We start from the raw sequence: 13880 nt of genomic DNA on the forward strand, positions 1-13880 counted from the left end.
GGGGTTAATCAATGAAATTTACAGTTATTAAAGAATTTCAAGATAAAAAAACCAAACAAATTCATATCGTTGGTTCTGAATATGAATGTGATCAAAAAAGAGGTAACGAATTAGTCAAGCTAGGGTACTTAAAAGGCGAAGAGAAACAAGGTGAATAATCATGCTCCACGATGTGAAGCTTTCACTAAGGATTTTAAATAATGCCTTTGACAGTGAAGTTTTGGATTTAATAGAAGAAGCCCGACAAGATTTAATTTTGTCGGGTGTTTCTTCAGTTAAAGCAAACGATGATACTGATCCATTAATTAAACGGGCCATTAAGACGTATTGTAAGGCTAATTTTGGGTTTGATAATCCTGATGCTGCTAGACTTAAAGATTCATATGAAATGATTAAAATGCATTTATGCTTAGCAGGTGATTACAAAGAGGTAGATAAATCATGATGTGGCGTGATGTAATTAACCTTATATCGGAAACAATCATTGAAAATGATATGGGCGACAGTATTTCTGCAGAAACAAAAAAACAGGTGTTTGCTAATAAAAAGTCTATTCGTCAAAGTGAGTTTTACCAAGCTCAGGCAACTGGATTAAAACCGGAAATGATGTTTGAAATCAGGTACTCGGAATACAACGATGAACAAAAGATTGAGTATAATAACAAAACTTATAATGTAATTCGTGCGTATACGAAGAATGAGGAAATATTAGAACTGATTTGTGAAGGGATTGTTAATAATGCCAATGCCTAAATCAGTTACAAAAGTAACAAAAAACGGGGTGCAGTTCACTTCTAATGTAGACCGCGCTCAATACCTACTTCACGAACTCGTAAGAGCTGCATTAAGAGATACTGCTAAATTTATCCGTAAAAGAATGATAGAAAAACTCAAAAAATTACCCGGTATGAAGCGTTCAAGAAGGTTATACAAAAGTACTCAATACTGGGTGAGAAAAAAAGAAACAGACTTGCAAATCGGATTTAAACATGGGACTTGGTATGGTACCGAGCAAGAACTCGGAACAAGCAGACAACCCAAAAGAGGTATTTTAAGGGATACCGTATTTGAAAACATAGACCAAATTCGAATTATTCAAGGGCGATACCTTTCTGCTATTGAAGAAGAAAATAAAGCAAAAGGTTTGATTGATGAGAGTGAGGCAGTTCCAGATGATCAAGGTAATTGAAATAAGGAAAGTAATAAAAGGTATATTGAAGAGTCAGCATTCACAAGTTTACTATGAACATGCGTCTGACAAAGCAGTTTACCCATACTTAGTATTTGATCTTCCAGATTCAATTGATGATGGGTCAATGGAACAGTTCGTTTTAGATGTAGATGGATGGGATTCTCCTATCAACGGAGACACCACGACATTAGAAACTCTTATGGATATTGTCGATAAGTCTCTCCACAGAAAAACGGTTGTAATAAATAATGAATTATCCATGACGTTTTATCGTGAAAATCGTTTGCCATTGAAAGATGACGATAAACGCATCCGCAGAAGAAAATATATATATCAAGTTAGAACACATGCCAAAGGAGGTATTTAAATTATGCCTGGAGATATTATTTTAGGTGATGGTGTATTTGCTATTGGAGAAACAGATATAGCTTTAACCCGCGGTGGTGGTCAATTTACCGTTGAAAGAGAGTACAAACAGATTGAAGCTGATGGAGATTACGGTCCAGTAAAAGGTCGTATTCGTAAAATTCGAAGTGTAGCAAGGTTAGTTATGAATGCTTTAGAATTTCTGCCAGCAGATTTATCAAAAATGTACCCAGCTACTACTGTAGATAGCACAACGACACCTGGTAGTGACGTTATTACAGCTAAAGATGATATAGAGGACACAGATTACAACGCTACTGTTACATGGACAGGAAAAACAAAGAACGGGCGTTCAGTAATTATCACTCTAGAAAATGCAATTAATTTAGAGAATATTGACTGGTCTCTTGTAGATAAGGATGAAATTGTGCCTGCACTGACTTATACAGCTGCTTATTTAGAGACTAGCAGAACAAAAGAGCCTTGGAAAATTGAGTATATTGACTAATTAAAAGGGGGCATTAGCTCCCTGTTTTTTTATAGGAGGAGTTATTAATGGGTTTAACAACAAAGCATTTGTTTCCCTTAATACGTTTGGTTAACAAATTGAAATTAAAAGAAGATATTAAATCATTTTATTTTAATAAAGCCGATGTTACGGATAAAACACAAGAAGAGAAGGATAGAATTCAACAAGAAAAAGGAATGGATTTTATTTTTTCTCTACTAGAGAAAGTTCCGAATGCTGAGGATGAGTTTTATTCTTTTCTCGCATTGTATTCAGGAAAGAAAAAAGAAGAAATAGTTGAGTCGGATCTAAGTCTTCCAATTGAAATTCTAAAAGACATTATACAGGATAAGAATTTTGTAGTTTTTTTTCAACAGGCTGTGAAGTAGATTACATTGAACTCCTGGATGTGCTACTTTGCAGATATGGAAGTATCAACATTTTTGAATCGTTAGAACCTGATATAGCAGTTGAATTAATTGATAAAGCATTAACCAAGTCCGAAGAAGATCGGGCTTTTTTGTTATATGCCACAAAATACCCCTATTTCACCAAGAAAGATTATATTCCATTTTCACAGTTCTATAAGGTGCATACTCAACCAATAAGCAAAAAGGACCGTGACGAAATTCTAAAAGACGTTGCAGAGATTCGAAAGAAGGCCCGAAAAGAGGGTGAATGATTATGGAAATATTTAAATTGTTTGGTTCTATCTTTGTTGATGACAAGGATGCAAACAACAGCATTGCAAAGGTAGAAAAAAATGCTCAAGGCTTAGGAGACCGACTTGGGAATGGAATAAAAACCGCGGCAAAATGGGGAGCTGCTATTGCAGCAGGTGCAACGGTTGCAGCAGGTGCAGTTGCCGGAATGGCTGCGCCATTAGTTAAGGCGGCTGCTGGTACCCAAGCGATGAACGCACAGTTTGAACAAGTATTTGGGAATATCGGTAGTGAGGCACAAAAAACGATCGATGGGTTAGGAAAGGACTTTGGCATGGTTCCTAACAGAATTAAGCCAGCCTTAACTCAAATGACTAGTATGTTCAAAGGGTTAGGAATGGAAACCGGTGAAGCAATGGGAACCGCTAAAGATGCTGTTACATTGGTTGCAGATGCCGCAGCGTTTTATGACAAATCCTTTGAAGATGCCAATTCTGCTCTAAATAGTTTTATCAAAGGGAATTACGAGGGTGGAGAATCAATTGGTCTATTTGCTAACGAAACTCAGTTAGCTGCATATGCATCAAAAGAACTTGGGCTTGATTGGAAGAAACTAGACGAGGCAGGCAAACAAGTTGCTAGACTTGAATATGCAAAGGCCATGCAAGAATCAGCAGGAGCAACAGGGCAAGCAGCAAGGGAATCCAACAGTTTAGAAAACCAACTAGGTAACTTAAAGCAAGCATGGGAAGACATAAAAGCAAGATTTGGAGCACCGATATTAGAACCTGCAGTCAATGGTTTAAAGAACCTAGCAGAATGGTTGCAAAACGTTGATACAGAACCGATTGTTAACGGGTTTGAATTTGTTGCAAGGAAAGTAGGCGACTTTGCAACTTTGGTGAAAGAAAACGTAATACCTACATTAGTAGGATTATGGGAATGGTTTAAGCCTCACTTACCAATGATACAAAACTTATTTCAACTATCCTTTGGTATTATGAAAGATATCTTATCTGGTGTTATTGGAGCTATAAAAGAAACAACACAGTGGATGAAAGAACACTGGAATATTGTTGGTCCTATCCTAGCAGGAATTGCAGGAGGAATTGTTACATTCCAACTCATAACTGGGGCTATAGCAGCATATGGAGCAATCACTAAGGCAATAACCGCAGTTCAAATTGCGTTTAATACTGCCTTATCTTTAAATCCAATTGGTATTGTTGTGCTAGCTATAGGGGCACTTATTGCAGCTGGTGTGCTGTTGTGGAAAAACTGGGATACCGTTAAAGAAAAGCTCAATATATTTTGGGCTGCTATAAAGGTTGTATTTGGTAATATTAGAGATTTCGTTAGCGGTGTATGGGATGGCATGGTAAGCGGAATAAAAGGTGCTGTAAACAAAATTATCGGCGCAATGAATGGCATGATACGAGGATTAAATAAGGTAAAGTTTGAAGTTCCTGATTGGGTCCCGTTAATTGGCGGCAAAGGTTGGGGGTTTAACCTTGGTACTATTCCTATGCTTGCTGAGGGTGGAGAAATAAAAAAAGCCGGTCGAGTTCTTGTAGGTGAAGCAGGCCCAGAAGTATTAGACTTACCTGAAGGTGCAAAAGTGACACCACTTGACCATCCATCATTAGAAGATCCTAATAAGGAAAAAGAAATAGTGCAAAATACTCCAATTATCAGGATAGAACCTGCACCAATATATTTAGATAAACATGAAATTGCTCAAATCATCTATAAAGAGGTAGACGATTTAATCAGTTTTGATAATGGCAGAGTGCAATTGTTCGAAGGGAGGCCGTAATAATGTCGTATTCCTTAACATTTAATGGAGTAAAAAAACCATATATAACGTTAGGCATCGGTAAAAGACGGTCTGCCTTTGCTCCTTTGACTAGGAATTTATTAAAGATGCCTGGTATGGCAGGTGCTTATCTAGAGTCAACTGACACAGATATTAGGGTGATTCAACAACCCATCAACATAGAAGGAAAAGATAGGTATGACTTACGCAAGTTGGAAGAAGAAATCGCTTTATGGTTAATAACGAAAGAACCAGCGGAATTGATATTTGATGATGAACCTGATCGTGTTTATTATGCGGTGGTAGATGGTTCTCTCGATATAGAGGACATCGTCAATTTTGGACAAGGAACCATCACTTTCATTTGTCCTGATCCATACAAATACGGAGTAGAAAAACCAGTCAAAGGAGCAACGTCAGCATCATTTATCAACAACGGTACAGTTGAAAGCGAACCTATTATCCGTTGTGAAATAAAGCAAGATACCACCTTCGTAGTTGTTTCAAATGGTGAGGAATTAAATATTATTGGTAATTATGGGCAAGTTGATGAACTACCATATGAACCCGAGACACGTGTATTATGGGACCAAATGGGAGCTATAACCGGTTGGAGTCCATCAACAAGTGTTGAAGAAGGTATATCTGTAGGAACTATGAAGTCTAATGGCCATGAGTTTTATACAGATGATTATGGCGGTGGTGGCGGTTGGCACGGTCCAGCTATTAAAAAATCAATCGGTCAAACTCTGCAAGATTTTAAAATAGACGTTCTTATGTCTCAGTTAGGTGTTACTGGCCAAGTTGGAAGCATTGAAGTTGCTTTATTAGATTCAAATAATCAATTTGTAGCAAAACTTCTTCTTACCAAACGTTCTGCAAATAATCCTGCAGTTTATGCAACCTTAAGAGCAGGTAAATATGATTCAGGAAATGATGTAATGAGTAGTAGAGGTGCCAATGATACAACCTGGGCTAATTTTGATGGAATCCTTCGGTTAATTCGTAAAGGGAATCAATGGGCAGCATACGTCTCGAAAATAGATAGTAATGGTAATCACCATACATCACTATATCGAGCATGGAATGATACAGAGGGTATAGCAATTGCACCTATTACACAAGTACAAGTGCAATTATGGCAGTATGCAAGTGTTTCTCCAACAAATCAACGAGTGAAGGATATTAAAGTATTTAAGATAAATGAACAATCAACTGGCATTCCTTATGTTGCTCGTGTTGGTGATGTAATTGAGTTTGATCACAAAAATGATAATATCCTCCGGAATGGTGAAAGCATCATAAAAGATAAAATGTTTGTTGGTAAATACTTCTCAATTAAACCTGGTTTATCAACGATAACAGTAGAACCAGCAGAAGCTATTGAGTCTACTGAAGTGAGGTGGAGAGAAAAATGGCGTTAGAAAACAAATATCGAATTAAGGTTAATACCAAAAAGAAAATGTTTGGGGAATTACCAGAGGTTGTTGCAAATGATAACGTTGTGTTTGAAATAGAAGTCTATGATGATGCCACCTTGTTTCCGTTGTCAGCTGATTACTCTTATAAGTTGGTATCTCAGAAGTTTAGTGGCAAATCGGTTATTCGTGATGGGATTTTAGTAGGAAACTTCATTCAATTTACGTTAGGCACATCTGAATTACAAGAGCCCGGAAGAGTAGAGGGAACTGTACAAATCTTTGATGCAGATATGAAACGTTTATCAACTGCAAAATTTGATTATATCGCAAGAAAAGACCCAAGCCTAGAAGGAAGTTTGCCAGCTGATGATACTTCATTAGTTATTGCAAATGAGTCTTTACTTGTGGAGGCAGTCGAAAAGGCAAACAATGCTGATACACGTATTAGCAATATTGTTGCTCAAGCCGGAACAGATAATACAGAAATTGTAGATGCCAGGTTAAAAAAAGATGGCTCAGTAGCTCCTACTTTGGGTGATCGTTTACGTGAGACTGATGAACAGTTGGCACAAAAACTGAACAAAGACACAACCGAACTTGACCTAAACAATTTCAATGAAGATTCAAGAGCAGTATTACAAGGGTTAGAAACTGGTCAAGTCAACGCAGTGTTAGGATATAAAAATGTAAGCATAGAAAATACCGATTTTATCAATCGTGGGAAAAACATCTTTAATAAAGCTAAAGTAACCTTGGGGAAAGCATTAGACGTTACAAAAGGAACTGCTTATGATAGTGCATCTAATGCGGTTAGTGATTACACACGAATTGAACCATCTACCAGTTATGCGAGAACGTTTTGTGCAGTTGCTTTTTACGATCAGAATAAAGTGTTTATAAGTGGAATCGCAAACGGTGATACATCTTTTACTTCCCCAGCTAATGCAGTTTATATAAGAATCCACATGACATTGACTAGAATGGATACTTTGCAAATTGAAAAAGGAACTGTTTCTACATCATATGAAAACTATGTTGTTGCCCTTAGTGAAGATATAAAAGTGCCAAAAGACTATCTTACAGTTAATTCAATAAAAGGTACAAAACAATCTATAGTCTTTAATTCTGATGGTACAGTTCAAAAAGTAACATACAAAAATGCGACTAACACTGTACTTAGAGAGGATGTTTTTACGTATGAAAACAATTTAATTACAGAGGTTAGAACACTGCCTAATGGGGAAAGCATTACGTTTAAGTATCATCTTGATACGTTAGAAACGGAGGTAATCTAAAGATGGATGCACCAGTATTTAAAAAACTGACAGATATAGAGAATCAACAAGGAAACCCATACAATACTGCGGAAGGACAGCAAACCGTATCGATTGCCGAGCCTTTTTGGGTTAGGATGAGTCGTGAAGGTATCATGGCTTTTATGTACACAATGGGAGAAACAATTAACAACACGTATGTTACTCGTGATAAACGTCTTACTGCATCAAAAGGTAGACGTTTATATCTAGCAAGAATTTCGTTTTCAACAACAGTAGCTGCAAGGGTAACTATACAAGTTAGAAATATCAATTATGCAAGACAAGAAACACCATTAAACACAATGCCTACCTCATACTTTGACTCTTTTTATGTGAAACCCTACGAGAATGTAGAACGAGTTTATAACGGTGAATTATGGCTTGAAGAAGGAATGTCACTTGATTTTAAATATCAATCGCTTGTAACTGATGAATCAGGACTTATTGACGTTTCTGCTATGGGTTGGGAGGTTGTTGTAAATGCGTAAAGGTGGGGTATATTTAGCAATTGGCGATAGTATTTCATGGACAATACCTTCTGAAGTGGATGCACCTGGTCGGAATTTATATTCGTATAGATTGTGGCACGCAATTAATAAGGATTATGCTCCAATCCGACACATTAACAGAGGTTATGGCGGTAGTCATTCTCACGATTTATTAGATAGACTACACATTTTCGCTTTGGGTGTTCCTTATGACTTAGTAACGATTCAAATTGGAATGAACGATATGATGGACACAGTTGAGAATTTCCAAAGTGATGTAGAAACAATTATTGATAAACTAAAAACATACAGACCTAATTGTGAAATCGTTTTGTGTGGAATTCCTCCTGTTGATCCAGTAACTCAGGCTAATAGACATGAGAAAAGACCAACTTTTAATGCCAAATTAAACGAAATCGCTACAAATAATGAAGGTGTGTATTTTGCGGATTTCTCAAGTGCTTATGATTTAACAAGGATACCTGATGGCATACATCCAGATTCAGACGGACATAGATTACTGTTTGAAATTTTATACCCAGTGGTACAGACAACCAACTTTGTAAGCCGTCTATCTTAGTGAACAATCGGAACCAATAGTGAAGTAATTTAGAATGAAAAAAAGCACTCGTTAGGGGTGCTTTTTTCAATAAGGAGGGTTTTAAATGAGAAGAACAAAAATAAAAGAATATCTAAAAAAAGATTTTGAACGTGGTGTAATAGATCATGAAATTCGTGTAACACATATTGATGACGAAGGTAATCCACACTTCTATATCCATCCTAAAGGTGTAGACGGAGACACAATGGATTATGTTGCTGAAGGTCAATTATGCACTCCAAAAGATGTTTATGAAAATCGTTATAAAGGACCAACTAATAACGCATGATTTTTCTTTAGTTCAATTAGGAGGAAATTTCGAATCCCATAGAGAAATTAATTAGAAGATATTAATAAGGGGGATTGGAAATGAATCTTAGCTTTGAACATAAGAGAAGATTAAAGTCTAATCAATATGCTTATACAACCGCTTATAGAAGACTAAAAATAGCTATAGAAGAGTACAACAGTAATGAAATATACTCAGCAATCGGAGAACTACTTCTCTGGATTATGAATGCCCACGATTGGCATTTGAAACATGGATTTAAAGATTATAAAACGAGGTGTAAAAAAGATAAAAAGGGAGTGCTTCTCTACGGTCTAAGACATGCTTTTAATTCTATGAAGCACAACATGAAATTTTTTACTATCCATAATACACTGCAAGGTTTTTCATTCGACAATTTTTCTTTCGATAACATGGACTTTAGACCCTACACAATAAATTGGGTAATAAAAGACGGATTATTAGATGAAGGGTGTAAGGAACAACAAGAAAACTATGTAAAACATTTAGAAGGCAAAGAAGTGTTAGATACATTTGATGATGTCATATTATTTCTAAATAATGAATTTAATAAAGTTTATTTTAAAAAAGATTAAGTCACTCAATTAAGGGTGGCTATTTATTTTTGAACAAAAGGCAGGTGGAAAAATTGACACTTGTTCATATTCTAGACAAGCAAACGGACCAAATATTAGGAACCTTAAACCCAAACAAAGCTGAATATTGGAACCCATTAAGAACAGATAGTCTTAACAACCTGAATATATTTGATTTTAGGGCAAACGCAAAAATAGAAAAGGCAGCTCTCCTTGAAAAAAGAAACCGTCTACTCCTAGAGGATGAGGATGGTTTTTTTCGTGAGTACTTAATAACCTATGCCGAACAATACAAGCGTGGGGAAAAGCTAGTCAAATCAAATGCAACCTATCTAGACTTAGCCAAGTCAAAGGTAATTGAACCACAAACAATTCAAGGCGCTACTCCTTCCACATCTGTTCAATTAGCATTGGACGGTACGGAATGGCAATCAGGAGATATTGACTATACCTTTGTTCGAACAATAACAATCGAAGATTACACTGATCCATACAATTTATTGAAAAAGATAGCTTCTACTTTTGGGTTAGAATTACGATTTAGAGTAGTTGTTGTAGGAAATAGAGTGGTGGGAAGATTTGTTGATTTAAAGCTTCCAAATACAGAATTCAGTGGAACTGAGGTTGAATTTGGCAAAGATTTGGTTGGTGTAAAACGAAAAGAAGACAGCCAAATGATTGTAACGGCTCTCTTAGGTATAGGACCAGAAAGAGATGACGGAACAAAGCTCACTGTATTCGTGGAAGACAAAGAAGCTTTACAACGTTGGGGACGTAACGGACAACACTTAATCGAGACTTATGAACCTGAATCAACTAATACTGATATGACCTTAGCGGAACTAACCACCTATACAAAAACTGAATTGCAAAAACGAATTGATGCAATTGTTTCGTATGAGTGTGAAGCAGTGTCATTAGAGCACATTAAGGGGTTTGAACATAAGAAAATACGTGTTGGATACAACATTAGGATCAGTGATGATGGATATCAACCTCCACTTTACCTAGAGGCGCGAATCCAAGATGTTGATATTGACCCGATTACGCATCAAATAAAGAAATTTACTATAGGTAATTTTAAGGAGATAAAAAAAGAGGACTTAGAAAAACAAGTCCAGACTTTGAAAACATTAATAAAAAATAAAGCATCCTTACAACAAGCCGTTCTTAAAGGTGACGCATACAAAGGCGTTAGTATCTCAGAAGAAGAAGGGTTTTTATCTGTAAGTGATGATGAGCTTGTACGTACTACATACAATGCTGATGTAGGCGTACTTATAGAAACCAGGAACACAGTAGAAGAACAATGGGAAAGCCTTTTTTATGTAGACCCTATCACTAAGAAGATTAAATTCACTGGTGATTTAGAAGGTGCAAGTGGAACCTTTGACGGAACGCTTAGAGGTAGCCTCATTACATCATCTGGCGCAAGCGAGGAAACATCCGAATCTTGGAGAACTGATATTCAAAGTGGAATGGCTAAATTTGAAACGTGGATGGGTGGAAATCCGAGATTAGATAGATACATTAATTTTCGCGGTGGTTGGATAGAATACGAAGAATCTAAGATTGATAAAGGCTTTACTCCTGCAACTTTAATAAACGGATGGACTAATTATAGAGACGATTATGAATCAGCAGGTTATTTAAAAGATCCTTTTGGGTTTATTCATTTCAGAGGCTCTATAAAGGGAACTTCTAGCAGCACAGTTGCTTTCGTTTTACCAGTAGGTGATCGACCATTTAAAACATTGTATTTCGGCTTAGTTTGTGGTTTTAATTCTGTTGCTACAGCTCGCATAACTCCGGATGGCAACGTCCTAATAGCTGGGCCAGATTTAACTTATATATCTCTAGATAACATTCCACCAATCTTCATTGGTTAGGAGAGATTTTATGCAAGTATCAAGAATTGATGAAAACGGGTTTTATATAGAGCCAGAAATACTTAAGCCTAACGAAAATGGACAATACGAGATTCCTAGCGATTGTATTGAAGTTCGGGTTCCAGAGGGTTTATACAGACCTAAGTGGAATGGCATACAGTGGCTTGAAGGTTTAACTCTAGAGGAGATTCAGGCATTTAGACAGGAACATCCTCCTTTAGAAGAACCGCTCAAGAAAGAAAATGAAATGAATGCACTTGCTATTATGGAGTTAGCAGAAATTGTATTAGGGGGTTAATGAATGTTGGCAATGTTATATGCAACTTATATTATGAGAGGTTTAAAGACATACTCAGACGTTCCTGAGATGTTAAAGCCGCAAGTAAAAGAAATATTAGAAGCTGAAGGAGTTGGGCACCTAGCGGAATAGGTGCTCTTTATTTTACCTAAAAGGGAGATGGAGAGTTTGAATTTTTATCTAGGATTGTTTAATTTTTCAGGAGTGTTTAACTTGCGAAATGGGTTTGCAAGTGTTTTAAGTGGTGCAATTGGAGGACTAGGTAGCAAACTTTATGGCGGTTCTGATCTATACGTATGGTTCGCTGCAGCTTTAGTCTTCGCAATTCTATTCGATTGGGCAGGTGCGATCGCAGCTGCTAAAAAGGATGGATCATATGCAAGTGAATACGGACTACAGGGTATTTTAAGAACTGCTGTTTTATTAGCGTTACCTGCTTGGGGAGCAGTTCTAGATAAAATTCTTGGCACTCCAAATGTAGTGTTTTTTACCTTTTGGGGCGGTATTATGTTCCACACACTCTTATCTATGTCAGCTAACTTTAAACGCGCAGGATGGAATACCTGGGTGCCCACATGGGCGATTGATTGGGTAGCAAGTGAGATTGAAGCCAAAATAAAACGTTCTGAAAGCCGTACACCTAATGGTGAAGGAGAGGATAAGAAGTGAATATTCCAGTAAGACAAATGCTGGTTAAAGATAATAAGTATAAGGTGAAATGTCCTTACACTTTAAATGCTGAGTCTATCACAATTCACAATACTTATAACGACGCTAGTGCTAACAATGAAGTTCAATATATGATAAATAACAATAACCAAGTTTCATACCACTTTGCAATCGATGATAAAGAAGTTGTTCAAGGCATTCCATTAGATCGTAATGCATGGGCTGCTGGGGACGGCGGGAACGGTAAAGGGAATAGGTCTTCAATTCAAATTGAAATTTGCTATTCTAAATCAGGTGGAGAACTTTATAAAAAAGCTGAAGCACTCACCATTAAGTTTGTTGCTCAACTTTTAAAAGAACGTGGTTGGGGAATAGATCGTGTAAAAAAACACCAAGATTGGTCAGGGAAATATTGTCCTCACCGTATCTTAGATGAGGGTAGTTGGAATTCTTTCCTAAATGAAATTAAGAAAGCAATGAATGTTGATGGGTGGAAAGAAGAAAACAGCAAATGGTATTACTATAAGAATGGAAGCTTAGTAAAAAGTGCTTGGGTAGAGTACAAAAAGGATTGGTATTACCTAGATAAAGATGGTGCCATGGCAACTTCTAAATGGATCCTTCATAAAAACAAGTGGTATTATCTAGGTCCTAATGGAGTTATGAAAACTGGTTGGATTCAACTCGATGGCAAGTGGTATTACTTAAATTCTGATGGCGACATGGTTACTGGCTTACACTATTTAACCTGGAATGGTAAAAAGGATTATTATTTCTTTAATAATAGTGGAGTTATGTTAGCTAACACTACAATTAAGGTAAATTCAGATGGCACCATAAAATTGTAAATGTGTACAATTTGAAACAATATTGTGAACATACTGTTCAAATGGCCATTTAAGGTTATACTTAAGCTACACTTGATATTCTTTCATAGAAAGAATCCTTAAACCCTATCTCGGAAAAGGTAGGGTTTTTGTATGTAAAAAGCCCTCACATAATTGTGGGGGCTTTTAATCTTATTCTAAATTGTCAACAGCGTATTGCGCTTCTTCCGGGGTGAACTTTTCTCCATATTCCGAAACCAATTGGTCGTAAATAGCTGAATTTGACATACTCATTGTTTCTGCATATGATTCTGCTTTTTTCAATGCAATAGCTTTCCAATCCACTTCAATATTGTCAATTGCATATTGGGCAGCTTCCACAGGGAAGTTCTCTCCATATTCCGAAATCAATTGGTCGTAAATGCCTGCCTTTGACATGTACATAGTGTTCGCGTATGCTTCCGCTTTCTTCAAAGCTGCTTTATGTTCTCTAGGAATACTTTCCTCTTTAGCCTTTGCTTCCGCTTCCTCTTTAGCTTTTTGTTCAGCAGCTGCTTCTTCCTCTGCTTTTTTCTTAGCTTCTTCTTCAGCTTTAGCCTTAGCAACTTCTTCCTCTTTAGCTTTTGCTTCAGCATCTTCTTCAGCTTGTGCTTTTTCTGCATCGCCATTATTATTTTCTTCTTGAACAGAAGCTACCTCTTCAGCTGGTGGTTCACTATCATCGAAAGAAACTGCGGCAATGAGAACAATGAATGATATTAGTGCTTTGACAAATGACTTTTTAGCCTTTCCGTTTTTCTTTATTAATCCAATAAACCCTAAAACTAAAAAAACAAGAAATACCACAAAACTAGTAAGTCCAATAAACATCCACATAATTAATTCCCCCTATTATTTATTTTCTACATACTATTTATAACACAACTGGTAAAAAATTGGTTT

The 13880-nt window shown here is 36.7% G+C and carries 21 protein-coding genes; 20 read left to right on the top strand and 1 reads right to left on the bottom strand.

From position 1 onward, the window contains the following. Positions 1–11 precede the first annotated feature (11 nt). The 20 genes from AB3M96_RS15545 to AB3M96_RS15640 all read left to right on the top strand — a co-directional run bounded on the left by AB3M96_RS15545 (position 12) and on the right by AB3M96_RS15640 (position 12959). Entirely contained in the window at positions 12–158 is a 147-nt protein-coding gene (locus tag AB3M96_RS15545) for a hypothetical protein (RefSeq protein ID WP_412968547.1), read from the top strand. Continuing rightward, positions 158–445 carry a phage head-tail connector protein gene (locus AB3M96_RS15550; RefSeq protein ID WP_412968682.1) on the top strand — a complete coding sequence of 96 codons (288 nt, stop codon included), beginning with the start codon at positions 158–160 and terminating at the stop codon, positions 443–445. The genes AB3M96_RS15545 and AB3M96_RS15550 overlap by 1 nt, the downstream gene beginning before the upstream one ends. Further along, positions 442–753: a phage head closure protein gene (locus tag AB3M96_RS15555; protein ID WP_412968548.1), complete on the top strand. Its 312-nt coding sequence runs from the start codon at positions 442–444 to the stop codon at positions 751–753. The genes AB3M96_RS15550 and AB3M96_RS15555 overlap by 4 nt, the downstream gene beginning before the upstream one ends. Beyond that, positions 746–1189, top strand: a complete 444-nt coding sequence (locus tag AB3M96_RS15560; RefSeq protein ID WP_412968549.1) for an HK97 gp10 family phage protein — start codon at positions 746–748, stop codon at positions 1187–1189. The genes AB3M96_RS15555 and AB3M96_RS15560 overlap by 8 nt, the downstream gene beginning before the upstream one ends. After that, positions 1173–1559 (top strand): hypothetical protein, encoded by a 387-nt coding sequence (locus AB3M96_RS15565; protein WP_412968550.1) that lies wholly within the window; start codon positions 1173–1175, stop codon positions 1557–1559. Before AB3M96_RS15560 ends, AB3M96_RS15565 begins: the two co-directional genes overlap by 17 nt. Positions 1560–1562: 3 nt before the next feature. Continuing rightward, on the top strand, positions 1563–2066 hold the full coding sequence (locus AB3M96_RS15570) for a hypothetical protein (protein WP_412968551.1): 504 nt from the start codon (positions 1563–1565) through the stop codon (positions 2064–2066). A 47-nt stretch (positions 2067–2113) separates the two neighbouring features. Continuing rightward, entirely contained in the window at positions 2114–2455 is a 342-nt protein-coding gene (locus tag AB3M96_RS15575; protein ID WP_412968552.1) for a hypothetical protein, read from the top strand. 20 nt (positions 2456–2475) lie between these two features. After that, positions 2476–2748, top strand: a complete 273-nt coding sequence (locus tag AB3M96_RS15580) for a hypothetical protein (protein ID WP_412968553.1) — start codon at positions 2476–2478, stop codon at positions 2746–2748. A 2-nt stretch (positions 2749–2750) separates the two neighbouring features. After that, complete coding sequence (locus tag AB3M96_RS15585; RefSeq protein ID WP_412968554.1) at positions 2751–4544, top strand: phage tail tape measure protein; 1794 nt, start codon at positions 2751–2753, stop codon at positions 4542–4544. Between the two features lie 2 nt (positions 4545–4546). Further along, positions 4547–5968 (top strand): distal tail protein Dit, encoded by a 1422-nt coding sequence (locus AB3M96_RS15590; RefSeq protein ID WP_412968555.1) that lies wholly within the window; start codon positions 4547–4549, stop codon positions 5966–5968. Beyond that, complete coding sequence (locus AB3M96_RS15595) at positions 5959–7260, top strand: hypothetical protein (protein WP_412968556.1); 1302 nt, start codon at positions 5959–5961, stop codon at positions 7258–7260. The genes AB3M96_RS15590 and AB3M96_RS15595 overlap by 10 nt, the downstream gene beginning before the upstream one ends. Positions 7261–7262: 2 nt before the next feature. Beyond that, complete coding sequence (locus tag AB3M96_RS15600) at positions 7263–7769, top strand: hypothetical protein (protein ID WP_412968557.1); 507 nt, start codon at positions 7263–7265, stop codon at positions 7767–7769. Beyond that, positions 7762–8349, top strand: coding sequence for an SGNH/GDSL hydrolase family protein (locus AB3M96_RS15605; RefSeq protein WP_412968558.1), 588 nt, complete (start codon positions 7762–7764; stop codon positions 8347–8349). The genes AB3M96_RS15600 and AB3M96_RS15605 overlap by 8 nt, the downstream gene beginning before the upstream one ends. 85 nt (positions 8350–8434) lie before the next feature. After that, complete coding sequence (locus tag AB3M96_RS15610; RefSeq protein WP_412968559.1) at positions 8435–8659, top strand: hypothetical protein; 225 nt, start codon at positions 8435–8437, stop codon at positions 8657–8659. Between the two features lie 80 nt (positions 8660–8739). Then, the gene (locus AB3M96_RS15615; protein ID WP_412968560.1) at positions 8740–9255 is read left to right on the top strand and encodes a hypothetical protein; all 516 of its coding nucleotides are present in this window, start codon (positions 8740–8742) and stop codon (positions 9253–9255) included. A 44-nt stretch (positions 9256–9299) separates the two neighbouring features. Continuing rightward, a complete protein-coding gene (locus AB3M96_RS15620) occupies positions 9300–11144 on the top strand; it encodes a phage tail spike protein (RefSeq protein ID WP_412968561.1) in 1845 nt (614 codons plus the stop codon). Between the two features lie 10 nt (positions 11145–11154). Then, positions 11155–11442, top strand: a complete 288-nt coding sequence (locus AB3M96_RS15625) for a hypothetical protein (protein ID WP_412968562.1) — start codon at positions 11155–11157, stop codon at positions 11440–11442. A 3-nt stretch (positions 11443–11445) separates the two neighbouring features. After that, positions 11446–11574: a CD1375 family protein gene (locus tag AB3M96_RS15630; RefSeq protein WP_412968563.1), complete on the top strand. Its 129-nt coding sequence runs from the start codon at positions 11446–11448 to the stop codon at positions 11572–11574. Positions 11575–11610: 36 nt separating this feature from the next. Continuing rightward, entirely contained in the window at positions 11611–12111 is a 501-nt protein-coding gene (locus tag AB3M96_RS15635) for a phage holin family protein (RefSeq protein ID WP_412968564.1), read from the top strand. Then, the gene (locus AB3M96_RS15640) at positions 12108–12959 is read left to right on the top strand and encodes a peptidoglycan recognition protein family protein (RefSeq protein ID WP_412968565.1); all 852 of its coding nucleotides are present in this window, start codon (positions 12108–12110) and stop codon (positions 12957–12959) included. Before AB3M96_RS15635 ends, AB3M96_RS15640 begins: the two co-directional genes overlap by 4 nt. Before the next feature lie 171 nt (positions 12960–13130). Here the strand turns inward: AB3M96_RS15640 and AB3M96_RS15645 are convergent, their stop codons facing one another. Beyond that, entirely contained in the window at positions 13131–13814 is a 684-nt protein-coding gene (locus AB3M96_RS15645) for an Ltp family lipoprotein (protein ID WP_412968566.1), read from the bottom strand. Positions 13815–13880 lie beyond the last annotated feature (66 nt).

This window comes from Ferdinandcohnia jepli (assembly GCF_047246645.1).
Lineage (GTDB): Bacteria > Bacillota > Bacilli > Bacillales > Bacillaceae_L > Ferdinandcohnia.

Coding starts and splice junctions, on each gene's coding strand:
- AB3M96_RS15545 (WP_412968547.1), top strand. CDS start 12: ATGAAATTTACAGTTATTAAAGAATTTCAAGATAAAAAAACCAAACAA.
- AB3M96_RS15555 (WP_412968548.1), top strand. CDS start 442: ATGATGTGGCGTGATGTAATTAACCTTATATCGGAAACAATCATTGAA.
- AB3M96_RS15560 (WP_412968549.1), top strand. CDS start 746: ATGCCTAAATCAGTTACAAAAGTAACAAAAAACGGGGTGCAGTTCACT.
- AB3M96_RS15565 (WP_412968550.1), top strand. CDS start 1,173: ATGATCAAGGTAATTGAAATAAGGAAAGTAATAAAAGGTATATTGAAG.
- AB3M96_RS15570 (WP_412968551.1), top strand. CDS start 1,563: ATGCCTGGAGATATTATTTTAGGTGATGGTGTATTTGCTATTGGAGAA.
- AB3M96_RS15575 (WP_412968552.1), top strand. CDS start 2,114: ATGGGTTTAACAACAAAGCATTTGTTTCCCTTAATACGTTTGGTTAAC.
- AB3M96_RS15585 (WP_412968554.1), top strand. CDS start 2,751: ATGGAAATATTTAAATTGTTTGGTTCTATCTTTGTTGATGACAAGGAT.
- AB3M96_RS15590 (WP_412968555.1), top strand. CDS start 4,547: ATGTCGTATTCCTTAACATTTAATGGAGTAAAAAAACCATATATAACG.
- AB3M96_RS15595 (WP_412968556.1), top strand. CDS start 5,959: ATGGCGTTAGAAAACAAATATCGAATTAAGGTTAATACCAAAAAGAAA.
- AB3M96_RS15600 (WP_412968557.1), top strand. CDS start 7,263: ATGGATGCACCAGTATTTAAAAAACTGACAGATATAGAGAATCAACAA.
- AB3M96_RS15605 (WP_412968558.1), top strand. CDS start 7,762: ATGCGTAAAGGTGGGGTATATTTAGCAATTGGCGATAGTATTTCATGG.
- AB3M96_RS15610 (WP_412968559.1), top strand. CDS start 8,435: ATGAGAAGAACAAAAATAAAAGAATATCTAAAAAAAGATTTTGAACGT.
- AB3M96_RS15615 (WP_412968560.1), top strand. CDS start 8,740: ATGAATCTTAGCTTTGAACATAAGAGAAGATTAAAGTCTAATCAATAT.
- AB3M96_RS15625 (WP_412968562.1), top strand. CDS start 11,155: ATGCAAGTATCAAGAATTGATGAAAACGGGTTTTATATAGAGCCAGAA.
- AB3M96_RS15630 (WP_412968563.1), top strand. CDS start 11,446: ATGTTGGCAATGTTATATGCAACTTATATTATGAGAGGTTTAAAGACA.
- AB3M96_RS15645 (WP_412968566.1), bottom strand. CDS start 13,814: ATGTGGATGTTTATTGGACTTACTAGTTTTGTGGTATTTCTTGTTTTT.